Source organism: Pseudomonas sp. NY15374 (genome assembly GCF_048068255.1).
GTDB classification, from domain to species: Bacteria; Pseudomonadota; Gammaproteobacteria; order Pseudomonadales; family Pseudomonadaceae; genus Aquipseudomonas; species Aquipseudomonas machongensis.
Genome location: NZ_JBLUPZ010000002.1, coordinates 398,430 through 425,035 on the forward strand (window position 1 = coordinate 398,430; position 26,606 = coordinate 425,035).

22 protein-coding genes and 2 pseudogenes are annotated in these 26,606 nt (G+C 55.2%); 2 read left to right on the forward strand and 22 right to left on the reverse strand.

Translation table 11 applies throughout. From position 1 onward, the window contains the following. Positions 1 to 59 precede the first annotated feature (59 nt). Complete coding sequence (gene pyrF, locus ACNFHO_RS06175; protein ID WP_416765635.1) at positions 60 to 761, reverse strand: orotidine-5'-phosphate decarboxylase; 702 nt, start codon at positions 759 to 761, stop codon at positions 60 to 62. Positions 762 to 930: 169 nt separating this feature from the next. On the opposite strand from pyrF, the gene ACNFHO_RS06180 reads away from it, so the two are divergent. Beyond that, positions 931 to 1,098, forward strand: a complete 168-nt coding sequence (locus ACNFHO_RS06180; protein ID WP_416765636.1) for a DUF2897 family protein — start codon at positions 931 to 933, stop codon at positions 1,096 to 1,098. Between the two features lie 50 nt (positions 1,099 to 1,148). On the opposite strand, the gene ACNFHO_RS06185 is transcribed toward ACNFHO_RS06180, so the two are convergent. The 15 genes and pseudogenes from ACNFHO_RS06185 to ACNFHO_RS06255 all read right to left on the reverse strand — a co-directional run bounded on the left by ACNFHO_RS06185 (position 1,149) and on the right by ACNFHO_RS06255 (position 19,104). Next, entirely contained in the window at positions 1,149 to 1,478 is a 330-nt protein-coding gene (locus ACNFHO_RS06185; protein WP_416765638.1) for a ComEA family DNA-binding protein, read from the reverse strand. Between the two features lie 185 nt (positions 1,479 to 1,663). Continuing rightward, a pseudogene (locus ACNFHO_RS06190) lies at positions 1,664 to 1,915 on the reverse strand (glucose-1-phosphate thymidylyltransferase); the annotation flags it as partial. A gap of 179 nt (positions 1,916 to 2,094) precedes the next feature. Then, on the reverse strand, positions 2,095 to 4,092 hold the full coding sequence (locus tag ACNFHO_RS06195) for a polysaccharide biosynthesis protein (RefSeq protein WP_416765639.1): 1,998 nt from the start codon (positions 4,090 to 4,092) through the stop codon (positions 2,095 to 2,097). A 51-nt stretch (positions 4,093 to 4,143) separates the two neighbouring features. Further along, on the reverse strand, positions 4,144 to 5,163 hold the full coding sequence (locus ACNFHO_RS06200) for an MraY family glycosyltransferase (protein ID WP_416765641.1): 1,020 nt from the start codon (positions 5,161 to 5,163) through the stop codon (positions 4,144 to 4,146). Next, a complete protein-coding gene (locus ACNFHO_RS06205; RefSeq protein ID WP_416765884.1) occupies positions 5,160 to 6,125 on the reverse strand; it encodes a UDP-glucose 4-epimerase family protein in 966 nt (321 codons plus the stop codon). The genes ACNFHO_RS06200 and ACNFHO_RS06205 overlap by 4 nt, the downstream gene beginning before the upstream one ends. A gap of 9 nt (positions 6,126 to 6,134) precedes the next feature. Beyond that, the gene (wecB, locus tag ACNFHO_RS06210) at positions 6,135 to 7,262 is read right to left on the reverse strand and encodes a non-hydrolyzing UDP-N-acetylglucosamine 2-epimerase (RefSeq protein ID WP_416765643.1); all 1,128 of its coding nucleotides are present in this window, start codon (positions 7,260 to 7,262) and stop codon (positions 6,135 to 6,137) included. Continuing rightward, entirely contained in the window at positions 7,255 to 8,265 is a 1,011-nt protein-coding gene (locus ACNFHO_RS06215; RefSeq protein ID WP_186719051.1) for a polysaccharide biosynthesis protein, read from the reverse strand. Before ACNFHO_RS06215 ends, wecB begins: the two co-directional genes overlap by 8 nt. Positions 8,266 to 8,355: 90 nt before the next feature. Then, positions 8,356 to 9,213, reverse strand: a complete 858-nt coding sequence (locus ACNFHO_RS06220) for a dTDP-4-dehydrorhamnose reductase family protein (protein ID WP_416765645.1) — start codon at positions 9,211 to 9,213, stop codon at positions 8,356 to 8,358. A 2-nt stretch (positions 9,214 to 9,215) separates the two neighbouring features. Then, positions 9,216 to 10,469 (reverse strand): glycosyltransferase family 4 protein, encoded by a 1,254-nt coding sequence (locus ACNFHO_RS06225; RefSeq protein ID WP_416765646.1) that lies wholly within the window; start codon positions 10,467 to 10,469, stop codon positions 9,216 to 9,218. After that, on the reverse strand, positions 10,459 to 11,577 hold the full coding sequence (locus ACNFHO_RS06230; protein WP_416765885.1) for a glycosyltransferase family 4 protein: 1,119 nt from the start codon (positions 11,575 to 11,577) through the stop codon (positions 10,459 to 10,461). The genes ACNFHO_RS06225 and ACNFHO_RS06230 overlap by 11 nt, the downstream gene beginning before the upstream one ends. 5 nt (positions 11,578 to 11,582) lie before the next feature. After that, positions 11,583 to 13,553 (reverse strand): asparagine synthase (glutamine-hydrolyzing), encoded by a 1,971-nt coding sequence (asnB, locus tag ACNFHO_RS06235; protein WP_416765647.1) that lies wholly within the window; start codon positions 13,551 to 13,553, stop codon positions 11,583 to 11,585. Positions 13,554 to 13,862: 309 nt separating this feature from the next. Further along, positions 13,863 to 14,891, reverse strand: coding sequence for an NAD-dependent epimerase/dehydratase family protein (locus tag ACNFHO_RS06240; RefSeq protein WP_416765887.1), 1,029 nt, complete (start codon positions 14,889 to 14,891; stop codon positions 13,863 to 13,865). A 56-nt stretch (positions 14,892 to 14,947) separates the two neighbouring features. Then, positions 14,948 to 16,225, reverse strand: a complete 1,278-nt coding sequence (gene tviB / locus ACNFHO_RS06245) for a Vi polysaccharide biosynthesis UDP-N-acetylglucosamine C-6 dehydrogenase TviB (RefSeq protein ID WP_416765649.1) — start codon at positions 16,223 to 16,225, stop codon at positions 14,948 to 14,950. A 338-nt stretch (positions 16,226 to 16,563) separates the two neighbouring features. After that, positions 16,564 to 17,748 (reverse strand): hypothetical protein, encoded by a 1,185-nt coding sequence (locus ACNFHO_RS06250; protein WP_416765650.1) that lies wholly within the window; start codon positions 17,746 to 17,748, stop codon positions 16,564 to 16,566. Positions 17,749 to 17,877: 129 nt separating this feature from the next. Further along, positions 17,878 to 19,104 (reverse strand): hypothetical protein, encoded by a 1,227-nt coding sequence (locus ACNFHO_RS06255; protein WP_416765651.1) that lies wholly within the window; start codon positions 19,102 to 19,104, stop codon positions 17,878 to 17,880. Positions 19,105 to 19,662: 558 nt separating this feature from the next. Between ACNFHO_RS06255 and ACNFHO_RS06260 the strand changes: the two genes are divergently transcribed. Further along, positions 19,663 to 20,457, forward strand: coding sequence for a hypothetical protein (locus ACNFHO_RS06260; protein WP_416765653.1), 795 nt, complete (start codon positions 19,663 to 19,665; stop codon positions 20,455 to 20,457). Between the two features lie 100 nt (positions 20,458 to 20,557). On the opposite strand, the gene ACNFHO_RS06265 is transcribed toward ACNFHO_RS06260, so the two are convergent. The 6 genes and pseudogenes from ACNFHO_RS06265 to rpsA form a co-directional block, all read right to left on the reverse strand. Beyond that, on the reverse strand, positions 20,558 to 21,577 hold the full coding sequence (locus tag ACNFHO_RS06265) for a Wzz/FepE/Etk N-terminal domain-containing protein (protein WP_416765655.1): 1,020 nt from the start codon (positions 21,575 to 21,577) through the stop codon (positions 20,558 to 20,560). Between the two features lie 568 nt (positions 21,578 to 22,145). Next, positions 22,146 to 23,198: a Wzz/FepE/Etk N-terminal domain-containing protein gene (locus ACNFHO_RS06270; RefSeq protein ID WP_416765657.1), complete on the reverse strand. Its 1,053-nt coding sequence runs from the start codon at positions 23,196 to 23,198 to the stop codon at positions 22,146 to 22,148. Positions 23,199 to 23,367: 169 nt separating this feature from the next. Next, positions 23,368 to 23,985 (reverse strand): annotated as a pseudogene (locus ACNFHO_RS06275) (MBL fold metallo-hydrolase); the annotation flags it as partial. Between the two features lie 103 nt (positions 23,986 to 24,088). Continuing rightward, positions 24,089 to 24,352, reverse strand: coding sequence for a lipopolysaccharide assembly protein LapA domain-containing protein (locus ACNFHO_RS06280; protein ID WP_416765658.1), 264 nt, complete (start codon positions 24,350 to 24,352; stop codon positions 24,089 to 24,091). A 19-nt stretch (positions 24,353 to 24,371) separates the two neighbouring features. Continuing rightward, positions 24,372 to 24,668, reverse strand: coding sequence for an integration host factor subunit beta (gene ihfB, locus ACNFHO_RS06285; RefSeq protein ID WP_186719038.1), 297 nt, complete (start codon positions 24,666 to 24,668; stop codon positions 24,372 to 24,374). Between the two features lie 240 nt (positions 24,669 to 24,908). Then, positions 24,909 to 26,588 (reverse strand): 30S ribosomal protein S1, encoded by a 1,680-nt coding sequence (rpsA, locus tag ACNFHO_RS06290; protein WP_054893880.1) that lies wholly within the window; start codon positions 26,586 to 26,588, stop codon positions 24,909 to 24,911. Positions 26,589 to 26,606: the final 18 nt, after the last annotated feature.

Below are 26,606 nucleotides of genomic sequence, written 5' to 3' on the forward strand. Positions count from 1 at the left end.
CGCTCCGTGCGGGAGCGGCCTTGTACCGCGATGGGCTGCATGGCAGCCCCTGGATCGAATCAACCGCGAATCTCGGCCACAACCGACGCCAGCGCCAGTGCCGGATCCGCCGCTTGGCTGATCGGACGGCCGATTACCAGGTAGTCGGAGCCAGCATCCAGCGCCTGGCGCGGCGTAAGGATACGGCGCTGGTCATCCTGGGCGCTGCCCGCCGGCCGAATGCCCGGAGTCACCAATTGCAGCGCCGGATGCGCAGCTTTCAGTGCCGGCGCTTCCAGCGCCGAGCACACCAGGCCATCCATACCGGCCTTCTGCGCCAGCGCCGCCAGACGCAACACCTGCTCCTGTGGATCGATATCCAGGCCGATACCTGCCAGGTCCTCACGCTCCATGCTGGTCAGCACGGTGACACCGATTAGCAGCGGCTGCGGCCCGCTGCGCTTGGCCAACTCTTCACGGCAGGCCGACATCATGCGCAGGCCGCCGGAGCAATGCACGTTGACCATCCACACGCCCATCTCGGCAGCAGCTTTGACCGCCATCGCCGTGGTGTTGGGGATGTCATGGAATTTCAGATCGAGGAACACCTCGAAGCCCTTCGCGCAGAGGGTCTCGACGATGCCCGAGGCGCTGCTGGTGAACAGCTCCTTGCCGACCTTGACCCGGCACAGCGCCGGATCGAGCCGGTCAGCCAGCTTCAGAGCGGCCTCACGGGTAGGGAAATCGAGGGCGACGATCAGGGGCGTCTGGCAGGCGGACATGGTCAGGTCTCTTGGCAAGTCGTAAACGGCGCGCATTGTAAACGAAGTGGCCGGGGGTTTGGGGGCCGTGGGACATCAGAATTGGCCCGGCTGGGCTGCACTCCTATAATTGAACCAATAGGGTGGCCAATCGCTCGAAAATCGTACAAGTACCTACTGGAGAACGACAATGCCTTGGTATGCCTGGCTGATATTGATCATAGCCCTTGGCTCCATCGTCGGCGGGTTGATGATGCTGCGGGATACGGCGAAGAAGTTGCCGTTGACGGATGAGCAGTTGCGCAAGGTGCATGAGCGCAATGCCGAGGCTGATGCCAAGGACGTTAAAGACCGTTGATGGACGACGAACAAAAGCCGGGACAGACACGCTGCCCCGGCCAATAGGGCTTACTCGACCATCAGCTTGCCCCGATTACGCTCCAGCAAGGCACTGCCGATCCCTTTGATCTCCAGCAGTTCGTCCACGGAAGCGAAGGGACCATTCGCCTCACGGTACGCTACGATCGCCTCGGCCTTGGCCTTGCCGATCCCGTTCAACTCCTTCTGCAGAGTCACTGCATCGGCCGTATTCAGGTTCAGATACGCGATGGAGCCCTGCACCTGACTCGCCAACGGTACTGGCTCCTTTGGAGCGCTTGTGATGGCCGGCGCAGCACTGACGGAAAACGAGAAGCCCGCGAACAGCGGCAGCAGATAATTGAGTACGGTATTACGCATGTGGTCACTCCTGTGAATGGCGTTTTTGCGCAGCGGTTTCCTCGGCTGCCACGTCAAATTAGCGGTTCACAGGTCACCCGCCCAGCCCGATTCCCCAGGAAATGGTAACCGGATTAGACGTCACAGCATGTTGCACGCCTGCTGGGTAAAACATCCCACAACAGGCGTGCAGATAACCTTCAAGCTCAGAAGATCGTGTCGCGCAGAACCCGTTGCAGGTACTGCCCATAGCCATTCTTGGTAAACGGTGCCGCCAACTTTGCCAGTTGTTCGGAGCCGGTCCAGCACTGACGGCTGGCAACCTTCTCCGGGCACGCGACCTTGAGCCCCTGGCGGCGCTCGATAGTTGCAATGTAGCCACTGGCCTCAAGCAGAGAATCGTAGGTACCGGTATCCAGCCAGGCATAGCCGCGCTCCACCACCTCCACCGAAAGCTGCTCGCAATCAGAGGCCTGCCACGCAGTAGACCCGCGTCCACAATCGGCCTAGCGCAACATCACTATTCAATTGTCAATGTCGACAAAACAACAACCGCTCCGCACAACGCCTGCGGGCAGGTCGACGGGCCGGAAGAGACGCAATGCCGGAGCGATCACCAGCACCAGCCTTGAGAGCATCAAGGCTCTAGTCGGCGCTGCTGGTAAATCCAGTCGACGATTTCACCTTCAGGTGCATAGCCGATTACCGTTTCGCGCAGCAGCTGGCGCACACGCACGAAATCGTCGCCAGCCGCAGCATCAAGCAATTGGTCCAAGGCTGTTTTGAGCGAGTCCCATGGAATGAAATCCTCGTTTGCACTCATGATCATAGGATGCCGTGTAGCGATCACATTGTCGCCGATCAGCAATTCCTCATAAAGCTTCTCGCCAGGACGCAACCCGGTAAACTCAATGGCAATATCACCGGTGGGGTTACGTTCGGAGCGAACACTGAAGCCGGAGAGATGAATCATCTTTTCGGCCAGTTCGACAATCCGTACTGGCTCGCCCATGTCGAGAACGAATACATCCCCGCCCTTACCCATCGAACCGGCCTGAATCACTAACTGCGCCGCTTCAGGAATGGTCATGAAATAACGGGTAATCTTTGGGTGTGTAACGGTCAGCGGTCCTCCCGCTTTTATCTGTTTGTGGAACAACGGGATCACCGAACCCGATGAACCGAGAACATTTCCAAAGCGAACCATGGTGAAGCGGGTCTTGTTGACCTGCGAAACATTGCTGGCATCACCGAACAGCACAGGTGCCAGCTCCCGGCTAAGGGCCTGCAAGGTCATCTCGGCAAGACGCTTGGTGCTACCCATCACGTTGGTAGGCCGTACTGCTTTGTCCGTGGAGATCAGCACGAAGTTTGCTACTCCGGCCTGCAAGGCAGCTTGGGCGGTATGCAGCGTACCGATCACATTGTTCAACAAACCTTCTGCGATATTGTGTTCGACCATCGGCACATGCTTGTAGGCGGCAGCATGATAGACGGTATCGACACGCCAGGTTTTCATGATATCGAGCATCTGCGTCTGATTACGCACAGAGCCGAGAATTGAAATCAGGCGAATAGGTAACGACTCGCGAGCTACGCGCTGCTCCAGTTCCGAAAGTATGCTGTAGAGGTTGAACTCGCTGTGGTCGAAAAGCAGCAGCGTCTTGGGCAGCTGACCAAGAATCTGCCGGCACAGCTCCGAACCGATTGATCCACCTGCGCCGGTAACCAGAACAACCTGATCGACAATACAGTGTTCCAGCAGATCATTTTGTGCTGGCACCGCGTCGCGCCCTAACAAATCAGCGATATCGACTTCCTGGATATCATCAACCTTGACCTTGCCACTGGCGAGGTCCATGAAGCCCGGCACACTCCGCACATGCAGCGGGAAATTTTCGAGGAAGTTGAGTATTTCGCGGCGGCGGGTACGTGTCGACGAGGGGATGGCCAAGAGAATCTCTTGAGCCCCGGTCACATCGATCATGCGCTGCAGCCTCTCCGGGTGGTACACCTGGAGCCCGGCAATGACCCTGTCGGTGATACTGGCATCATCATCGATAAAGGCAACCGGACGCATGGCCTTGTCCATGCGCAGCGCCGCGACCAGCTGATTACCGGCCGCGCCTGCACCGTAGACAGCCACTTTTGGCAAACCATCGTCACGGCTGGCGAATGGAACATGCTGAACCGCGGCAGTAAACCAGTCGCCCAGGAAATACTGACGCATTCCCAGGCGCAACCCGCCAACCATGATCAGGCTCAACCACCAATAGTTGAAGGTGATCGAACGCGGCACGACGTTCTGGTGATTGCCCGCCCAATAGATGATGAACCCAAGGATCAACGCGGACAGCGTGACGGCCTTGATGATTGCGATCAATGCATCATTGCCGAAGTAGCGCATGACAGCACGGTACAGGCCAAAACGGATGAACAGCGGTATCGATACAACTGGCGCACAGATGAATAGCCAAGTGTGGTCGATGAGTGGGTTAGCCATCTCATCCAGACCGAGACGGACCGCAAATGCAAGCCACAAGGCAACCCATATCAACACTATATCGGTCATGACTTGCAGCAGCCGCTTGTGGCGACGTGGCAAACCCAGCAGTTTCGTACGCACCTTATCCATAACTCCTCTAGGCATCCTCATGTACCTGATGGCACATCGCCTAATTAATCTCTAACGCCGATCTTCCAGATCACCTGCACGGTAACGCACTGCCAGGACAATCAAAGGAAGATAAGCGATCACCACTCCAAGCACCCCGTCCAGGCCAAGCTGCATGACACATAAAGCCACGGGCAGCAACCAGCACACATTGAGCGCGACGACCGCCAGGGTTACCGGTAAATGCCGGCCATACTGGCGAGATGCAAACTGATAAGCGTGGCTGCGGTGGGCCTCGTAGACCTTGTCACCGCGCAGCAGCCGCCTTACCAGGGTGTATGTGGCATCTACGATAAACACACCCAGCAGGATCAGCCAGCACCAGAACATCTGTGGCACAACCCAGGCCGCTTGCAGCGACAAGCCTCCCAGGACTATCCCGATAAAGCCACTGCCCGCATCCCCCATGAAGATCTTTGCCGGTGGGAAATTCCAGCATAGGAAGCCCGCCACCGCAGCAGCCAGAAGCAGAGGCAACAGGGCCGTTGTATTGAAACCGGCAAGCCAGTAAAGAAGAGCGGCCCCGAGGCATGCAGTAATGGCTTCAACACTGGCGATGCCATCAATACCATCCATGAAGTTGTAAAGGTTGAGCAACCAGACCAGGTACACAGTTGCCAGCAAGCCTCCCAACCAACCCAGGTCCACTGTCCACCCGAAAATCGACAATGGAGGCAACCCGCCAATCCACGCCAGCATCCAGATTGCAGCTACAAAGTGCCCCAGCAGGCGCCACCTTGCGGCAATGTGCCCGTGATCGTCCATGAAACCGATGATGGCAATCAATGCCCCACCACCAACGAGCGCTGTCAGCATCCTGATCTGTTCGTCGCCTGACAACATCAACGCAATGACTGCCAACAGGAAAGTCAGAACGATGGCGACACCGCCGCCTCGAGGCGTTGGCACGGTATGAGAGCTGCGCGCATTGGGAACATCCATGACACTGCGCGCCAGCGCGTAACGACGCAACGCTGCCGTCATCAGCAATGACATGATCAGCGCCACTGGAAGACACCACAAAAGCATCATTTCTTGTTGTTTTCCTGATAGTACTTGGCAGCAGACCGCAGCGCGGCATCGACTGAAACCGGTGGTTGCCAACCAAGCAACTCCCGTGTCTTGCCGATATCGACCTGCAACGACCCACACAGGCGTTGCGACAAGGCGCCCTTGCCCAGCGATCTTGCCCCTGTGACGAGCACCCAGGCGGGAACCGGCAGCAGACGCGCCGACCTGCCCAGCGCCTTAGCCATACGACGCAGCAGCGCCGTCGTCGACAGATCTTCACCATCACTGACCAGGAATGTCTGATTGGAGGCGGCCACATGTGTCATGCACGTGTGCACCAGGTCCACGAGATTATCCAGTGCAACCAGGCTGCGACGGTTGTCGATGGCACCGAATGGCAAGGGCACGCCTTTGTCCAACCAACGCATCATGGCAAGGAAGTTGGCTTTGACACCGGGGCCGTACACCAATACCGGGCGTATGATCACTACCTCCAGATCGCTCTGCGCGGCGAGCTCACGCAGGCCCTGCTCAGCCTCCATTTTCGACACGCCATAGGGATCGGCAGGGGCAGGTACATCGTCCGCCCGATAAGGACGCCCAAGTTCCGTGCCCTCTCCATTGACCTTGATTGAGCTGACGAACACGAAACGCCTCACCCCCGCTGCAAGAGCTTGCCTAGCCAGGTTGAGCGTGCCTTCGACGTTGACCTTGCGAAAAGCTGCCAGGGGATCGGATTCGGTATCGTTCATCACGTGCACCCGGGCGGCGGAGTGAATGACCACATCCACCTCCGCCAATGCCTCCTGCCAACCATCGTTGACGGTGAAGTCAGCACAGTTCACGACACGGGCCGTGGGCGGCAGGCTGGCGGTCTTGTCTCGTGCCGCACAGATCAATGCGCAGCCTTCGCTCACCAGGCGTTGCGCAATCGCAGAGCCGACAAAGCCGGTTGCGCCGGTGAGGAAGACACTCCTTGTCACGCCGCCCATTCAGTGTTTCCGCCACACGGTGCGATTGATGTAATCGGTATAACTCAACACCACACGCACGACCTGCTGCGATACCGGCCCCCCCTCATAATCGGCAACGACTGGAATAAGGCGACGTTCACCCTGATGCTGGCTGGTGATCACCTTGATCGCAGCAAGTACTGACTCCGCTTTCAGACCACTCATGATCAGAGTGCCCTCGTCCATGCCCTCGGGACGCTCATGCGCGTTGCGCAATGTCACCGCAGGCAGGTTCAGCAACGACGCTTCTTCGGTGATGGTGCCACTGTCAGACAGCACACAGAAAGCAGACATCTGCAGGCTGATGTAATCGAGCAAGCCAAAGGGCTTCACGAAACGGATCAGCGGATCGTCCAGGCTTTCGCCCAAGCTTTCTAGGCGCTTGCGAGTCCGTGGATGAGTCGACACGATCACCGGATAGCCGTACTCGCTCACCAGCGCACGCAACGTCGTCAACAAGTCACGCAGGTTTTCCGGACTGTCGACGTTCTCTTCGCGGTGGGTGCTGACGATGAAAAACTTGCCCGCTTCCAGGCCGCTGCGCTCCAGTACATCAGAACGCTTGATCTTCGGCATGTAGTGATCGAGCACCTCATGCATGTGCGAGCCGGTCTTGATGATGGTTTCCGGGCGGATCCCTTCTGCAATCAGGTACCGCCGCGCGTGCTCGGTCAGCACCATGTTGATGTCCGACAGGTGATCGAGCACCTTGCGGTTCAACTCTTCAGGCACGCGCTGATCGAAGCAGCGGTTGCCCGCTTCCATATGGAATACAGGAATCTTACGACGCTTGGCCGCGATGACCGAGAGGCACGTGTTGGTATCCCCATAAAGCAGCAGCGCGTCCGGCTTCTCCAGTTCAAACACCAGGTCGGCCTTGGCGATGACCTCAGCAATGGTTTGTGCCGCGGTTTCGCCAGCAGCGCCCAGGAAATGATCGGGCTTACGAATTTCCAGGTCGTCGAAGAACACTTGGTTCAATTCGTAATCGTAGTTCTGTCCAGAATGGACCAGCACATGATGGACCTGTCGATCGAGCTCGGCGATGACCCGGCTCATCTTGATGAGTTCTGGGCGGGTGCCGACCAGCGTCATGACTTTAAGCATTCAGTTGCTCCTTGATGTAGTCGAGTTTCATGAGCAACTGCTTCACGCCTTCGACATCCAGGCGCTCGGTGTTGTGCGAGGTATAGTCGTCCAGCTCGGAGATCTTCTCCTCCCCTTCGACAAAATACTTCTTGTAGTTGAGGTCACGGTTATCCGCAGGCACGCGATAGTAGCGCCCCATGTCTTCTGCCTTGGCCATCTCTTCACGCGAGACCAGCGACTCGTAGAGCTTTTCACCGTGACGGGTACCGATAACCCGAAGTTTGCTGTCGGGAGCGAAGAGTTCGATGAGCGCCTGGGCCAGTACACCCACGGTCGATGCCGGGGCTTTCTGTACGAAAAGATCTCCCTGCTGGCCATGTTCGAAGGCGTGCAGTACCAGATCCACGGAGTCTTCCAGCGACATCAGGAAGCGCGTCATGTTGGGATCGGTCAGGGTCAGCGGCTCACCGGAGCGCATTTGATCGATGAACAGCGGAATCACCGAGCCACGCGAAGCCATGACATTGCCGTAACGGGTGGCGCAGACTACCGTGCCGCCGACCGGAATCATGCGCGATTTGGCAACCATCAATTTTTCCGACATGGCCTTGGAGATACCCATGGCATTGATTGGGTATACGGCCTTGTCGGTCGACAGTACCACCACACGCTGAACACCGCTGGCAATGGCAGCGTTAAGTACGTTTTCCGTGCCCTGCACGTTGGTGCGAACCGCCTCCATCGGGTAGAACTCGCAGGACGGAACCTGCTTCAAAGCCGCCGCGTGGAAAATGTAATCAACGCCGACCATGGCATGCCTGAGGCTATCGTAGTCACGAACGTCGCCAATATAGAACTTGAGCTTTTCATTGGCGAACGCGATGCGCATGTCCTCCTGCTTTTTCTCATCGCGGCTGAAAATACGAATCTCTCGTACATTGGTATCGAGGAAACGCTTCAGCACGGCATTGCCGAACGAGCCAGTACCGCCAGTGATCATCAAGACTTTATTATCAAACATGTTCGAATTTTCCAATTAACGTGAGCCATGCCGCTTGGGGAGATAGTCGACGGGCACAGCAGCATCCAAGCAAATTACGCAGGACAGCGACTATCGTCCTGCCCACATGATTCGAATCAGCTCAGGCCATGGCGGAGCTTCGTAACCCGTTGCCTCACGGAAACGACCACTCTCCAGCGATCGATCGATGACCAGCTTGTCATCCGGCACGATGGTGATGTCCTTGCCATACTGCGCCGCCACGATCTGCAGCAAGTCAAGCTTCGAAATCGGTTGCGCCGCAACATGGTACAAACCACTCAGGGCTGGCCGGGGCAAGACGTAATCTTTCATGACGCGGGCCAGTTCGACCGTCGGCAGCCCGGAGAAAATGGCTTTGGAGAAGCCTCTTACCTCGCCCTCCTGGGACAGAAACCAGTCAACCAGTGATTGGCTCGAGCTCAACTCATGACCAATGATCGAGGTCCGCAACGTGATTGCATGCGGCGCATCATGAAGCTCGCCAATGTACTTGGACTTGCCGTACAGATCTTCTGCGTCAGAGGTGTCACTCTCCAGATAGTGCCCTTGCCGCCCGGAGAAGACACAATCGGTACTGACCTGAATGAGCCGCGCATTGGCAAGCGCGCACAGGCGTGAAAGCTGGTGTGGCAACAAGGAATTGATGGGTAAGGCGGTGAGAGGGTCTTTGGCGTCGGCCAATTGCTTGATCAGACCGACACAATTGATGACGACTTCGGGACGCACGCGTTCGAACACGGCGATCAAGGCCTGGGCATCGAGCACGTCGACACCGGTGATCAAGCGGTCAAGGCTAGCCTGCGAGAAGCTTTTCAGAGCCGAAGCACTGCGCAGCGTGCCCCATACCTCGTGGTTATCGTCGTTGTCGAAAACCTTGAATACCGCGTTGCCCAGCATACCGGTAACGCCAAGAACCAAAACCCGCATAATTACTCCTGTTCACCGGACATCTTAAGCATTTTTACCAGAGACTCAACTTGATGACGCATATCGAAATGAGCGTCGAAATAGGCCCTGCCGTCACGTCCCATTTTTTCACGCTCGTCCTCACCGATTGAACGCATTCTTCGAATGGTTTGCGCCAATGGCTCGGCCTGCTCGGCCGGCGTGCTCATGCCAGCCCCTGCGTCCACCACCACCCTCGCCCCTTCCCCATCCAAGCAGGCAATGATTGGTCGACCAGCCGCCAGGTAAGCCTGTACCTTGCTGGGAATCGTCTGGGTGAAGATTTCATCGGCGTTCAGGGTAACAAGCAACGCTCCCGCGCGCTCGAAAACCTGAGGCATTGTATCCATCGGGAAACGGCCAGGCAGAATCAGGTTATCCAGCCCATGAAGGGCCTTCTGCTCCTTTAGCCAACCGAGTCTGCTACCGCTTCCCACCATGACCAGGCGAATCTGAGGCTCATCACTGAGCATGATGGCTGCATCCACGACCGTATCCAGAGCCTGAGCAGTGCCGAGATTGCCAGCGAATACGACGCAGAAATGCTCGTCTAGCGTCCGTATCAACTCTTCAGGCACTTGTGCTGTAGGCGCGACCTCGGTGGCATCGATGCTGTTGGGGTACCACACGATCTTGTCACGTCGTGCGTAACGCGCTACCGGATCAAAAAAGGCCTTGGACTGCACGAATAGCTTGTCACAGAAGGCGTAGATGCCTTTGACGAAACAACCAGCCACTTTCAGCGCCAGCGGGCTCTTGATGTAGCCAGTTGCCGCCAAGCTTTCTGGCCACAGGTCCTGCACCCAGACCGTTAATTGCGCACGCTTGATGCACTTCAAGGCAATGGCCGGAATAACCTGCGTCAATGGAGAAGGGGCAAAGACGAAAATCGCGTCGAACCTGCGCTTGCGCAAGAGGAACGGAAACGCAAACAAACCAATGAAGGCAAATGACAGGTAATTCAGCACAAGCTTCCTGGCACCGCCCTCGCCTCTGGCGTAGAGAGGCACACGAAACACATCCACTTTCTCAAGATAGCGTTCGTGCTGAACGCCCCAGAACCGGTAGCCGGGGAAAAAACGGCCCTCTGGATAATTGGGCTTTCCGGTGGCGACCACCACCTCGTGACCCTGCTCGTGAAGCAGCCTCACGACATCATTGATGATGAATGACTCGGGCCAGAAGTACTGACTGAGCACCAATACCTTCAACGGCTGGCCATGGGAATTATTTTGCATGTGCCACCAATTGAAAAATTTCCGCCCAGGTCGAGGCTGCCGTCTTGGACCAGTTGAAATTCTGGCATTGCAATGCAGCCGCATCGGCAAGGCGTTGGGCGTAATCTGAATCCGACAATACGGTGACCATCGCCCGATTGATGTCATCGGCATCGAAAGGCGAAAAATAGGCAGCCGCTTGCGCACCGAACTCCGGCATCGGCATCACGTCGGAAGACAGCACTGGCCGTCCGGCACCCAACGCTTCCAGCATGATGTTCGGGCAGTTTTCACACGAAGAAGCAAACAATGCCAGTTCGGCATGGTGGTAGTAGGCTGGAAGCTCTGCATAGGGCACTGCTCCCAAGATGATGACACGCTCGCCTAGCCCCAGGTTATTGATCAGTTCGTGCACCCGCTCTGCACCGGGCATGTCGGACTCGCCAATCAAGGCCAGATGCACCCGATCACGATATTTGGCGGGGAGTTTTGCATAGGCACTCACGACTTCGTAATGGTGCTTGTACACGTCGAAACGAGACACGTACAACATGTAAGACTCGATTGGCAAGCGCCCGGGACGAGGCAACTGCTTGTCGAAGGTTCTGAACTCCTCGCCAATGCCATGAGGAATGGTCACAGCGTTCGGAACAGTCGCGAGATTCTCGATCACGCCACGCGCAAAATCGGAAATGAAGATCGTGAGGTCTGCACCCGACATGCTACGAAGCATAGTGTGGTACAAAAGCCAGCTGCGAATGCGCTGCAAGCCGAATGGAAGATAACCGAGCACGCGTTTATCGAAAGGGATCATGTTGCGGAACATGGTCACCACTTTGCAACCCACCGGTGCCCGGGTGGCGACCACGCCACCCGGGCAGAACAGGACATCGGCCTTCACTTTGCGCAGATAGGACGGCAGCAGTAACTTTTCCCAAGCGGTACGCACCAACGGATTGTTCAGCGAATAGCTGGGCGCATAGCGACTGATGGCCGGGTGCTCTGGCAGCTTGAGATCGGCCGGGGCCAGCACGATGATGCGAAGATTATCGTGCTGCGGAATATGCTTGAGCAAGTTTACCAGATAGGTCTGCCCGCCACCCAACCTGGCAGAAAAGGCATTGATCACGATCTTCAATTGAATACTTCCTTACCAACGTCAGCCGCCTTGAATTGCTGAGGCAGCTGTATTTCCCTGAGCCAAGCCTGGAACATCAGAACATTCCAGATGTTCACGCTTCGATCGAATTTACCCAAAAGATGCTCAGTCCACATCCTGCTGACTTTATCGGTGTCCAAATAACCCTCACTGGCCAGCCGCGAAGGGTCCAGCAAGTCCTCTGCCCACGACCGAAGTGGCCCACGCAGCCAATCCCCAAGCGGGATGGAAAAGCCCGCCTTGGGCCGTTCGATCAACTGCCTGGGCACATAGCGATCCAGCACCTTCCGTAACGACCACTTTCCGACATTCTCACGCACAAGGAAATGTTCAGGAAGTGAGAATGCCAACTCGGCAACACGGTGATCGAGCAGCGGCGCTCTGGACTCCAGGCTTGAATACATCGTAGCCCGATCCACCTTCACGAGCAGATCATCCGGCAAATACTGATTGACGTCCCAGCGCCTCATGGCGGCAATGCTGCCATTGTCATAGGCAGGAAAACTGTCGAATCCTCCACAGGATCCGCCAATGACCAGATTGTCTTCGGGCTGCCAATGAGACATCAGACGGATATACATCTCTCCCAGGCTGCGAGCCTTCATCAACTGCCCCATACGGTTGACTCGACGCCCGTTGATCGAGCGCTGATAACGCGCTGGTAACATACCCGTGACCTTGTCCCAATCCGACGCCGATGGCATCGCGAGTAGCGAACCAGCGGCGCGGCGCAACGGCATAGGAATTTTGCTGACCTTGTTCCATAGCCCGGCAGTGATCGGATAGCGAGGATACCCGGCGAAAAGCTCATCTCCACCATCGCCAGTCAATGCTACCGTCACATGCTCACGGGTCAGCTTGGACACCAACGTCGTCGGGATCTGGGAGGAGTCAGCGAACGGCTCATCGTATATCTTGGGCAGCAACGGAATCAGAGCCGCGGCGTCCAGCGCCTTGACGTACATCTCCGTGTGGTCGGTACCCAGATGCTCAGCGACGTCGCGAGCATACGGCGCCTCATTGAACGCTTCTTCCTCGAAACCAATGGTGAACGTGCGAACCCGGCTGGAGCTCTGGGCTTGCATCAATGACACCACAAGGCTTGAGTCGACGCCGCCCGACAGAAACGCACCGACAGGGACATCAGAGAAAGACTGCAACTTCACTGCTGCGGCGACTCGGTCATGAACCTCATTCAGTACCTCATCATCGCTAGCCTGCTCAAATACTCTTCGTGTCTCCTGGGCCACAGCGGCGTCAAGCTGCCAGTAGGCACGTGGCTCATTAGCCACACCTTGAGCTGAAACTTCAAGCATGTGCCCGGGCTGCAGCTTGTAAAGTCCTTGATAGATCGAGTGAGGCGCCGGAATGTAGCCAAAGCGCATATATTCGGCGAGCACATTGCGATCAATCTCGAGGTGCTGGGAACACTGGGCTCTTATCGCCTTCAATTCGGAAGCGAAATAGAATTCGTTATGGATGCGCCCATAGTAAAGCGGCTTTTCACCAATCCTGTCCCTGGCCAGGGTCAGCACCTGATTCTGCTTATCCCATACTGCGATGGCGAACATGCCAACCGCTCGACCAAGCGAAGACTCGATGCCCCACAACTCGAATGCTGCAAGCAAAACCTCGGTGTCCGAGTGGCCACGCCAGTCGACATGACTGCCTGCGGACTCGATATCCTTGCGCAAGTCGGCGAAGTTGTAGATTTCACCATTGAAAATGATGACGTATCGCCCACTGACGGAATGCATGGGTTGGTGACCATGCGCGGACAGGTCGACAATCGCCAATCTCCGATGGCCAAGCGCCAGGCCGGTCGATGCATCCGTCCATGTACCTTGGTCATCCGGCCCGCGATGAAAAAGTGGCGCCAGCATGTGCTCCACACGCTCGACCAAGTTGCCTGTGCTTGGCGTTATCAACCCCGCGAAACCACACATGATGTCTACGACCTCTCAGAACCCGACTGCAGTGCGCCGCTCTACAGCACCCGCAGCCTGCATTTAGTACCAGCGCCGCGCATCCGGGCGTTGGTGGCCTTGAATGAGCACCACGCCCGAATTCATTTCGCGGCTCGTGTGGAATGTCGCCGAACGGCGATCTGACCAGAAAGAACAGGAGAAAAAACCGAATCGAAGCTCGACACGTCCTTTCGATGAGTCTTCCAAACCTGTCTCACGCTGAGGGATCGTCATGCAGCTGAAGCCGAGCAGTGCCCAAAGCAGTGAGCCCCTGCCAACGACGACCTATCAATCTCTGAAATATGAAACATACCAGGGCATAGCCTTGGCGATACCTTCATCGATATTGAATAGCGGAAGGTACCCCAACAGGGCCCGCGCCTTTGCAATATCAGCCTGTGAATGACGTACATCGCCCACTCGAAAATCCCGGTAAACAGGCTCTTTGTGGTAAATCACGCCGTTGCCAGCCAAGTGCTTCTTGATGGCATTGAATAGCTGATTCAAGTCTGTTCGACCGCTCACGGCAACGTTGTAGATCTGGTTGCGGGCCCTTTCGTCTTCCGCCACTGCAGCCAGCAGATTGGCCTGAATCACGTTCTCGATAAAACAGAAATCACGACTGGTCTGCCCGTCGCCGTTAACGAACACATCATCGCCACTGATCATCGCCGCCGTCCATTTTGGAATGACCGCAGCGTATGCCCCATCCGGATCCTGTCGCTTGCCGAAGACATTGAAATAGCGCAGGCCGATGGTGGTAAACCCGTAGGTTCGCGCGAAAACCTCGGCATACAACTCATTCACATACTTGGTTACGGCGTAAGGAGATAGCGGCTTGCCAATCACATCCTCTACTTTCGGCAGCCCCGGGTGGTCACCATACGTAGAGCTGCTCGCGGCATAGGTGAAGCTCTTGACGCCTGCATCACGCGCGGCCACCAACATATTGAGGAAACCATCAATGTTTGCCATGTTGGTGGTGATCGGGTCAGCGATCGAACGCGGCACTGAACCCAATGCAGCCTGATGCAAGACGAAGTCGACCCCCGCACAGGCCGCGTGGCAGTCGTCCAGCTTGCGGATATCGCCTTGGATGAAAGTAAAGCGGGCCCATTGCGCCGGGGAAACCTCAGTTTTGACTTCATCCAGATTGCGCTGATGTCCGGTAGCGAAGTTATCAAGCCCCACCACCTGCTGATCCAGCTTCAGCAGTGCTTCAAGCAAATTAGAGCCGATAAACCCCGCAACACCCGTAACGAGCCATTTTTTAGGCTCTTGCTGGAGCTTATTCATTGCAACTTCGTAGTTATTCATCATTTCCGCCATGCAAGTAGGTTTCCTGACAATCATCTGCAGCGCCATAGCGCACTTCATAGACGCAGATCGGAGGCCTCTGCGGCAAGGAGGTACTTGAGATCGTAAAGGACGTGTTCCGGCTTTCCGAAAGCCCGAATCTGCTCGTCGCCCATCGCCTTGAACTGATCGTGCGCAACAGCCAGGATGATACCGTCATAGGCACCATTCTCAGGGGAAACCACCGGGGTAATACCGTACTCGTGCTCAGCCTCCGCTACGCTCACCCAAGGGTCGTAGATATCAGCGACAATGTTGTAATCAGCCAACTCCTTGACGATATCGACAACCTTGGTGTTACGCAGGTCGGGGCAGTTTTCCTTGAAGGTGAGTCCCATGATCAGTACCCGGGAGCCATCCACGTGAATCCGGCGCTTGAGCATGGCTTTGACCAGCTGAGACACTACGTAAGCGCCCATCGCGTCGTTCAACCGACGGCCAGCCAAAATGATTTCGGGATGATAGCCGATGCTCTGAGCTTTATGAGTGAGGTAATAGGGATCCACACCGATACAGTGGCCGCCCACAAGGCCTGGACGGAACGGCAGAAAATTCCACTTGGTGCCTGCGGCTTGCAGCACGGCCTCAGTGTCGATACCCATTTTGTTGAAGATCAAGGCGAGCTCATTGATCAGTGCAATATTCAAATCACGCTGAGTGTTCTCGATAACCTTTGCGGCTTCGGCCACCTTGATCGTGCTCGCCTTATGGGTTCCGGCGAGAATGATTTCCTGATACAAAGCGTCGACTACGTCCGCCGCCTCTGGCGTCGAGCCGGCGGTCACTTTCTTGATGGTTGTTACTCGATGCTCTTTATCTCCGGGATTGATACGCTCCGGGCTGTAGCCCGCAAAGAAGTCGACATTGAACGTTAAGCCAGAATACTGCTCGAGTACCGGAACACAATCTTCTTCGGTTGCCCCTGGGTAAACGGTCGACTCATAGATAACGATATCATCCGGCTTCAGTACTTCGCCAATCAGCTTCGAGGCCTTGATCAGCGGCGTCAGATCAGGACGCTTGTACTCATCGATTGGCGTCGGCACTGTTACGATGTAGACGTTACAAGATTCGAGATCTGCGGCATTTGCAGTATACGAAAGATACTCAGCACTTTTGAGCTCTGCGTCATCAACTTCCAAGGTGGCATCATGCCCTGCCCTCAGCGCCTCAATACGGGAAAGATTGATATCAAACCCCACAACGCTCCGGCGTTTGCCGAACTCAACAGCCAAGGGGAGACCGACATAACCCAGACCGATCACAGCGAGCTTGATATTTTTCAGTTCGAGCATTTTTATTTCCAGAAGTTAATCACGTACACTCATCTTTGGTACGAACCAGAAAAAGCACTCAATCCATCGAGATCCACTACTGAAAGCTCTACCTTCACCGCTTGGAAAACCGACGGATTCACAGTTTCAAGGCTCCTGACCGCTGACAGAATACATCGTACAGGCTATCGCACCGAATTTTTCATCTGTTTCAGCGCCTAACCCTACACAGAATCTGAACGCCCCGCTACCGACACCTTCTGGCGCACCGCCACAGACATCTGCAGGCTCAGCATGGCATACCATACACCCTTCGAAACGAGCCGCGACTTCTGGCACTGTCAGCGCTGAGCCAGAGATCACACGCAACCCTCATTCCTCTGCCCGTTTGCAGCGACCTGACGAGCGGCCGCCCTGAGTACGCGGCCCAAGAACCTTCCCCCATTGAAAAGCATCACCAGCAAGACAAAAAACATCAGCATGTTCAAGACATACATCGCGCCATACCAAAGCCAATGCATGATCGACGCACTCAGAAGCATGTAAAGCAGATACCGAAAATAGGATCGTCCTTCACTGTGTCGATCAACCAGCAGCAAGAGCGTCATGCTAAATAGCGCATCCAGTAACACGCCCATCAAACCAAAGTTCTCGAAACCGACACCTGCCGCATGCATCCCGCCCAGCCCGTAGATATAGTACCAGTCTGCCGGGTTATCCAAGGTAATGGGTTTGATTGCGCCAAAGAAGCTATAGATGGGAGAGGGCGCCATCGAAACAACCATATCGAAATATGTTTTACCATACCTCAGATGATCGCCATACCAATGATTGGAAAGCTGATCAACCATGGGCAAAACAATAGCATTCCAAGAGTTGTAGAGCAGGTACTGGGCAATATTCTCCTCAGTCAACGGCACATCCATCCTCACCATTGAGATATACACACCGCTCATGAGAACGCCAACCGCCAATACACCAATCAGCATCAGCGCCTTAAGCGAAATATATCGGCTCCAGTAAAAAATACTCCCCAGCATCATACCGACGAACAGCACGACAAAGTCGCGATCGCCTGTCCGGGTATTAGCATATGCATAGCCGATTGCCAGCCCCCATGAAACCAGCAACAACCCAACGCGAGCACGGAGTAACGCATAGGCAAAAAATACCAGGATAGAGCAAACTGCAAATGACTCGATCCCCGTGAACACAGCGAATACCTGCTCAGGCATCAATGTCCGCGCAACGATATAAAGAATCGATACCCCACAGAAAAACCAAGCCAGGTAGCGCACCGACTCGACGCTGACAGCACGCTCTTCGTATACCTTCAGATTAACGCGCTCGGTCAAGTTGACAAAAAACAACGCCACCAGCGAGCCCACCAACCCTATTCCCCAGACGAGCGTGAAACGAAAAATGATTGTGGCATTGACATCAAACGTGTAATTACCAATAGGCCACAAGACGATCTGCTCTGCCCACATCCCCCTCATGAGAGCCAAAAAAGGAACCGAGTAGCATAAGAGATAAAGCGACACCAGGTAGCGCTTGAGAGACACACAGTAGAGCAGTGCCCCCAACCACATTAGCAAACATGCAAAAATCCCAACTTCTATCACTACCCACCTCCAGCCCTTATCCCGGCATTAACGCAAAACGCCTACAAATCATCCCTGGCCAACTGCGACATCTGTACGAGAAGCCCATCGCCATCCCAGCACCAGAAGCTGCGCGATCAGAGCCAATGCAAACGCGCTGAACTGCTGATTTGCCGTCATCTCTCCCTGCACCGCATACGCGCACACGACTGAAAAATAGGCAAGTGCGTAAACCAGCCCCGCTAGCATTACAAATCGGCTTTGATTCGCGCTGTGCATCACTTGCACCAATTGCGTCACCACCAGCCCAAGCCCACCCGCAATCAACGCGTAGGGCAGGAGATCTCCACGGGCGCAAACATGCTCGCCCAACAAGCACAACCAAACACCCTGTGCGACATAGAGACCCAGAGGCAGTACTACAGCCACTATTGCTCCTGCGGCCAGATAGCTGGATGACTTGCCCATACCCTTGCGCATGAGCTGTACAATCAGGTAGGGGCTTAGCGAGGCAGGCACCACCGTTACCAGCACATAAAACAAGAAGAAGAGGTTGAAGTATCCCACCTCCTCCATCGACACGGCTGCCTTGCCAAAGATAATCATGCAAATGACATGCACGGGCGCACCAAACAACATTCCGCCCCAGATTGCAAAAATACCTGATTTCTGCAAGAACGCTTTGAGCGATACCACAGTCACGGGATGGCAGGCTTCAGCACGATGCGCCCGCAATATAGCCCATGCACCGTAAGCCGGCGCAAATAGCGGCATCATCGATAATACCGACAGCACCGTGACCGGCGAAGCGCCCGCCAGCGCAACAGCACCCACCAGCACGAAACCAACGCCCCCCTGAGCCAATTGAACGAGCGGCCATCGCCTGACTCCGCCCAACGAAAACATCAGACCGGTCAGCGCAACGTTGAACACAGTGGATGACGCAAAGAGAAATGCCCACCAAGGCATCGCTGACCACTCGAAAGATGCTTGCGCCCCCTGGTAAGGAAACAGCCATGCGGCAGTAATCCCCAACAATCCAGCACTCACTGCCATCAGCAAAACAATGCTCAACAACAGGCATTGATTACCTGACACCCTTTGAGCAATACCATACCTGGAAAGCGCGATTGCGGCCCCTTCCCCAACCACGGAAGCAATCCCTGTAATGACTACATAATAATAGGAAAAGACACCATAATCAGAAACCCCCAATAACTTTGCCAATAAGAACAGCAAGGCAAACGTCATGAGTTTATTAACCAGAAGAGCCGCTGCGTTAAACGCATTACTCATAACTAACCTCGCCCCCAGAAAACCAGGGACTCCGACCAGATTTCAATAGTGCACAGGCATCTCCGCGATGCCTGACTGTATTTCGACATCGAACTACTCCTCAAGCCCCTGCACTTTGACAGCTTCCCAGCGGCGAGCTGCCCTGGCCATCGACCGCCCCTTCAGCAAAGGAAAGGCCAATGATACGAAAGAGCAGCTAACGCGACAACCAATTGCCGCCTGAAGACATGGCCGCGCAGAGGGCACTCATGATCGAACGGCCTACACCCGAAAAGCCACTAGGCATTCGGAAACCTTCATAGCGAAAAACCACACACCAAGCAAAAATACTCAAAAATGCATAGAAAACCTGCCCTGTGTCGCCTATCTGCCTACAAATGTAGATTACAGAACCCATCGAACAATGCGACTGGCGACACATATGGAATTGATTTTTCAAAAAAATTCCCTTGCCCACCGAAAGACAGCTGACAGCAGAAAGTACACCCGATACCATAACGCCCTCTCAAGCGGCGCCATGATTTCGCAAGCAATAGCAATCTTCAACACGGACGGTCAATGAAAGTACTATCAGCGTTAGTTTTTTTGCAGTGTCTGTTACTCCCCGCGGAATGCAAGGCAGATCTAGCCAGCATCCTGATCAAATCCTACGCCAACTCGCTGAACTTGCCGATAACAGATGCAGTAAGAGAATACATCCACAAGAACTCCGACCACGGCGAAGGCACATGGAACCAAGCCCACGGCAACGATCATATTTACGTGATGGATCAACTGTACCGTATTGCCTCTGGCGATACGACAGCGACTCGCCCGGAACTTCTATGCGGTAATCGCGCGACAGTCATGCAGGCACTGCTACAGAATCTCGGAATACGCTCCAGAACAATCTATTTATTTTCCCGCTATTCCGGCTCCTTGATGGGTCATGTCTTCATCGAAGTCATGAACCCCGAAACCGGCGCTTGGGAAGTCCAGGACCCGGACTACAATGTCGCCTATGAAAACGCCAGCGGACACCGCCTGAGCGTTTCCGAAATGATTGCAGCACCCGAATTCACCAACATTTACCCTGTCAATGCCAACGCAAAAGGCTGGACAGAGACCGGCGCTGATCGCCTGATGATCGGCCAGTTTTTCAACCTGGCGCACAGCCCGACGGAGGGTATGCTCTACTATAATCAACAGGCCCTAGACACCGGCCTGGTAGCCGCCACCGAAAGCTATATCCGTAGCAATTACGGGACCGTCAATTATACTCCCGCGCTGGTGGGTCAGTTTTTGATACGCCCATTGATTGATCTGAAGAACGGGGTTTACACCACTCAAACCTCAGACACTGTGCCGCTCTGAACGTAGCGATCATGAAACCTCATGCGCTACCCCTAGCTTGGTTGGTAGCGCAAGGTTTCGGCCCCACGAATTGCCCGCCCGCTCCCGCAGAAGTGCGTGCTTATCGCTTTCTGGCGAGCAAAGCCAACGCCACCAACACACCCAGCGCCAACCCAGCGAGGATACCGAAGACGATTATCATCGCTTTCCGCGGGTTGAGTGGAGTGTCTGGAGATTCCGCCAACCCATCCTGCCAGAACACATCGAAGGCCTGTGGCAACACCTCGAGCCCACGGTAGAACTTCAAAGACTCTTGTTTGGCGCGTAAACCGGCAATGAATGGGTCATCAGAACCACGGTCACGAAGGTTGCTCAACTCCGCTTCCAGCGCCTTGGCGCCACGCATGTACATCAATGAGCCCTCCATTTCACTGGAGAGGTTATTTGAAATGATGGGGGGATTCTCTAAATTCACGGAGCGCGCAACACGCAATGCCTCAGTCAACTGAGCGATTCTATCCTTACGCTGCAACTGAACGGTTTCTCGCTGAGCTGCAATTTCACGCTCAAGACTGTCAGCCTTCGCTTGCGCCTCTCCATGGGCGCCCTTGAGAATTTCCTGCTTTGCGCGATCAACGGCCATCCCCGCATAGCGTGTGACCCACTCGACAGCCTGAACAGGATCCGAAAGCTGGCTAAGCACATAGAACCGGTTGGTGCTTCCCGACACCGGCACTACTTTCAGTATCTGATTAAAACGTCGATACAAGGTATCTACCGAACTCGGCGACACCCCCGACGTTACCATGGGCAGGTAGTACTCTCGAAAGAAATCACGGCGCAACGACTCTGAATGAAGGTGTCTCAAGTAAACAGAGTAGACATCAGTTGGCTCAACGAGCGACAAGCCACTCACGCCACCACGACCATAGTTAAGTGCAGAAACATCATTCCTGCTGGGGGGATCACTATAAAGCCTGGCTTCGTATATTGGAGTGGCAAAGTAAGCATAGGCTGCCGCTAACGCAGTAACTACCAACGTAACCAGTATAATTACCAGCCTCTGCCCCCACAATTTCTTTAACAGCTCGAAAATATCGACCTCATCATCTTTATTCGAGCGCTCTGACTGACTGCGCATTTTATTATTCCATTCTCCAAATAAAAACTCGATACAAATTATTTTCACTCAAGCAACTTTTGCCATGCCCGCCCACCACGCAGACCACTCCAACCCAGCCCCACGCTGATCGCCACATCCGTGCGAGCTCGCCAGGCATGCGCTGGCGCAGACACGACCTGAGCGAAGGCCAGCCCTGAGATTGGTTGACAGAATAGCACGCGAGGTATTGCCACCCGCCCAATAAACGCTTGCAGGTAGCGCAGCAGCTCACAGGGCAAGATACAGCAATGAGATATCAACATCGGCTGAGAAAGCACTAGAATTTTCGTAGTGCCACAGCATCACGCCTGTCGAATTTGCAAGATTAATCAACGCACGAGAAGCACCGGAAAATCGGGTTCTTGAGCCGAAAAGAGTATAATCATGGCACCAACTCTGCAAAGGCTCCCCGCCTCGCAGGCAGCTTGTCATGAGATAGGAACACTTGGTCATGACCGATACAACATCCTTGTCCAAAAATGACGATGAGGACGGCATTGTGACAGCTGCCCACCCAAGAAGCCAGTCACCTGGCCGCCCCACCTGATCATAGGCGCGCGCGAAGTTTTCGCTGCCCGACGACCATGTGCGCCATCGCGATCACGACACCCAGGGCAGCTCCGGCGACCAGACCAAGCACAAAGAGCCATACCTTTTTCGGCTTCACTGGCAAGTCGGGCAATTCGGCCACCCCATCCTGTCGATAAACCCGCAGCCCATCGACATTTATTTCGAGTGAGCGGTAGAACTCCACAATCTTTTGCCGAGGCCGCAAGTTTCGTATAAAGGGCTCATCCGACGCGCGCTTGGTCAAGTTATCGATCTCAGCCTCAAGCGCCTCTGTTCCGCGCATATACATCAAGGAGCCGTCCATCGCACCTGACACCTCTTTCGACAGGCTGCTGGAGATGACCGGCGGCTTCCGCAGGCCTACCGAGCGCGCCACCCGCAGCGCCTCTTTCAACTGAACTATTCGATCCTCACGCTCCATCCTCGCACCCTCGAGATCAGAAACAATCCCACTCTCGAGATTGCGCGCCTTTACCAAGGCGTCCGCCTTGACGTCTTGCAACACCTGGTGTTGCGCAAGACGCCCCGCCATCTCAGCGTATTGAACGACCCATTCAGCAGCCAAGCGGGGATCAGATGAATCCATGGCAACTGCGTAACGAGAAGGGTCATCATTCGAAGCTAGCGCAATCGAAAGCGTCTTCTGGAAATTCTCGTAGCGCTCATCCTGCGATCCCGAACGCGCCCCCCCCTTCATGCCCGCAAGGTATACATTCTCGAAAAACCTCCTACGCAAGGACTCAGACTGAAGGTTACGCAGATAAACATCATAAACCTCTTTCACCGCCAAGGCATTCAGCCCCGTCTTGCCTCCTCGCCCATAATTAAGTGGCGCAATATCATTCTGCGTCGGAGGCTGCACAAAAACTTTCGCCACGTACAGCGGGGTTGCTAGTTGCCCGTAGATAAACGCCGCGCCTGAAACAATAAGTGTGGTTACGATGACTATGAGCTTGCGCTTCCAAACACCATCAAGCCAATCAACTTTGGTGCCCTGGCTATTTACTACATATTCACTTCGATCGTGCATTTATTCTGTTTTCCTCGGGTCTGACCGAATCCCTCTACCTCAGGTTTAATGCCACTGCGAAAATCTGCAGGCTCTAGATTAAAGCGTAGCTGGCGTTTTGCGATCGCGTCTGGGGACTACTCAAAAAAATCAGTCGGAAGTAGAGAGGTAAATCACCAATTTAGTTCCCCGCCTTTAAAATCAGGATATCGGCGCGCTCAGGTGGTTGCACAGGGCGCAACAATGGATTGCACGGGGTGCCCAGGTCACCTGAAAAAACAATGCGTGAACTTGTCTCGTCACCCGGGCAGCGCACATCACACTCCACATAGGCAGCCCCCAACAGATGGCCAGCGCGCTGCAAACGAATGGCGCAAACTACCCCCTCCCGCCCGACAACTGTATGCCATTGCTCGAACGGCACCGCCACGATCAGTCGCTGCAAAAGCGCCAGGTAGCGATCAATCTGGTCAGGATCAGCACTGATACCCAGCTTGTAGGCATCTTCGAGCAACAGCGGCAGTAGGCGGGCAGAAGGCTCACTACAGATGATGGGACCGCGAAATCCCGCAGCTAGGAGCGCAGGGATACGCCCGACATGATCCAGATGAACGTGAGTGATGATGAGCACCTGGATGCCGGTAATGTCGAAGCCGATGGGTGTAGGTTCCCCACCAAGCGGAGCGTCGCGCCCCTGTTCGAGCCCACAGTCGACCAAAAGACTGGTGAGCGGATCGAGGTGAAGCTGGTGGCAGGAACCGGTTACGCTGCGGGCGTCACCATGGTGAGAAAGGGACGGAAATTTCATACGACTGCGCGCTCAAGCTGGACTGAAAATGAAGCCGCTATTACTTCATTTCCAGCACCAGACGCACAGGTGAACACTTCCTGATGAAGCATAGGAATTCGCCTCAATTAACGCTCATTGTCGCCTGCCGCGCCGATGCACGAATCTTGCGCTTGCTGCGCTGCACACCGTAGGCGCCCAGCAATGGACCTACCGCCAACCCCAACACCAGTGCCGCGATCACCGGCACGGCCACAGGCACCGCCGGCGCCGACCAGCCAAACAGCACCAGCGCTACGGCCTGTTGGTTCTCTAGCACGAAGAACAACACAACAGCCGCCAACAGCAGCACGAACAACGCCCCCAGCGCGCGCTTGAAGTTACGCATCAGATTGCTCCTTCATCGCTCAAGGATGTTCGTGTTCTTCTTCATTAACCCGGTCGCGCAGCTCTTTACCCGGCTTGAAATGCGGAACGAATTTGCCCTCAAGACTCACCGACTGCCCAGTCTTAGGATTACGCCCAACCCGAGGCGCACGATAATGCAGAGAAAAGCTGCCAAAGCCACGGATCTCGATGCGATCCCCGGTCGCCAGGCATTGGGACATCTGTTCAAGCATGGTCTTGATGGCCAACTCTACATCCTTGGACGAGAGCAACCCCTGATGGGTGACAATACGTTCGATCAGCTCCGACTTCGTCATATTTTTCCCTTCGTTATCAAGCAGCTAGATCATTGCTTAACCAGTTTGTAGCACGCTTGGAGGGATTTGAACAGGGTGCATCTTGACTTGATAAAAAAATTCAAGATCTGCACATGACACTGACCCTAGGCCAACACCGACAGGAACGCCGCAGCGGTAAGGCTCTGTGGAAGGGAGAGAAATCAAAGGCATAAAAAAGGGCGACCCGAGGGTCGCCCTTTTTTACCGATCAAACAGAACTCAGTTCTGCTTGGCCATTGCTTCGCGCAGCAGCGCAGCCATGGTGGTGTCGGCAGCAGCTTCCGGAGCAGTGTTTTTCAGGCTCTGGATAGCTTCGCGCTCTTCAGCGTCGTCCTTCGACTTGATGGACAGGCTGATGACGCGGGACTTGCGGTCAACGCTGATGATCTTGGCTTCGATCTCTTCGCCTTCCTTCAGGACGTTACGCGCGTCTTCAACGCGGTCACGGCTGATTTCGGAAGCTTTCAGAGTAGCTTCGATGTCGTCGGCCAGAGTGACGATGGCGCCCTTGGCGTCAACTTCCTTCACGATGCCCTTGACGATTGCACCCTTGTCGTTGACAGCAACGAAGTTGGAGAACGGATCGTCTTCCAGCTGCTTGATGCCCAGGGAGATGCGCTCGCGCTCTGGATCAACCGACAGGATGACGGTTTCCAGCTCGTCGCCCTTCTTGAAACGACGTACGGCTTCTTCGCCGGTTTCGTTCCAGGAAATGTCGGACAGGTGAACCAGACCATCGATGCCGCCGTCCAGGCCGATGAAGATACCGAAGTCGGTGATCGACTTGATGGTACCGGTGATCTTGTCACCCTTGTTGAACTGGCCGGAGAAGTCTTCCCATGGGTTGGATTTGCACTGCTTGATACCCAGGGAGATACGACGACGCTCTTCGTCGATGTCCAGAACCATGACTTCCACTTCGTCGCCAACCTGAACGACTTTCGACGGGTGGATGTTCTTGTTGGTCCAGTCCATTTCGGAAACGTGTACCAGGCCTTCGACACCCTCTTCCAGCTCGGCGAAGCAGCCGTAGTCGGTCAGGTTGGTGACGCGAGCGGTAACACGAGTACCTTCTGGGTAGCGGGAAGTGATAGCAACCCACGGATCTTCGCCCATCTGCTTCAGACCCAGCGAAACGCGGTTGCGCTCACGGTCGAACTTCAGAACGCGAACGTCGACTTCGTCACCAACGTTGACGATTTCCGACGGGTGCTTGATGCGCTTCCAGGCCATGTCGGTGATGTGCAGCAGGCCGTCGATACCGCCCAGGTCCACGAAGGCGCCGTAGTCGGTGAGGTTCTTGACGATACCTTTGACCTGTTGGCCTTCCTGCAGGGTTTCCAGCAGGGCTTCGCGCTCGGCGCTGTTCTCGGCTTCCAGCACGCTGCGACGGGAAACGACAACGTTGTTGCGCTTCTGGTCCAGCTTGATGACCTTGAATTCCAGCTCTTTGCCTTCCAGGTGGGTGGTGTCGCGCACTGGGCGGACATCAACCAGGGAGCCCGGCAGGAACGCACGGATGCCGTTAACGTCGACAGTGAAGCCGCCCTTAACCTTACCGTTGATAACGCCCTTGACCACTTCTTCGGCAGCGAAAGCAGCTTCCAGAACAATCCAGCACTCGGCGCGCTTGGCTTTTTCACGGGACAGCTTGGTTTCGCCAAAGCCGTCTTCGACCGCGTCCAGCGCAACGTGAACTTCGTCACCGACCTTGATGGTCAGCTCGCCAGCTTCGTTGTAGAACTGCTCGAGCGGGATGACGCCCTCGGACTTCAGACCAGCGTGAACGGTAACCCAGTCGCCGTCGATGTCGACAACGATACCGGTGATGATTGCGCCCGGCTGAAGATTGAGGGTTTTCAGGCTTTCTTCAAAGAGTTCTGCAAAGCTTTCGCTCATTTTAATTCCTGTAAATTC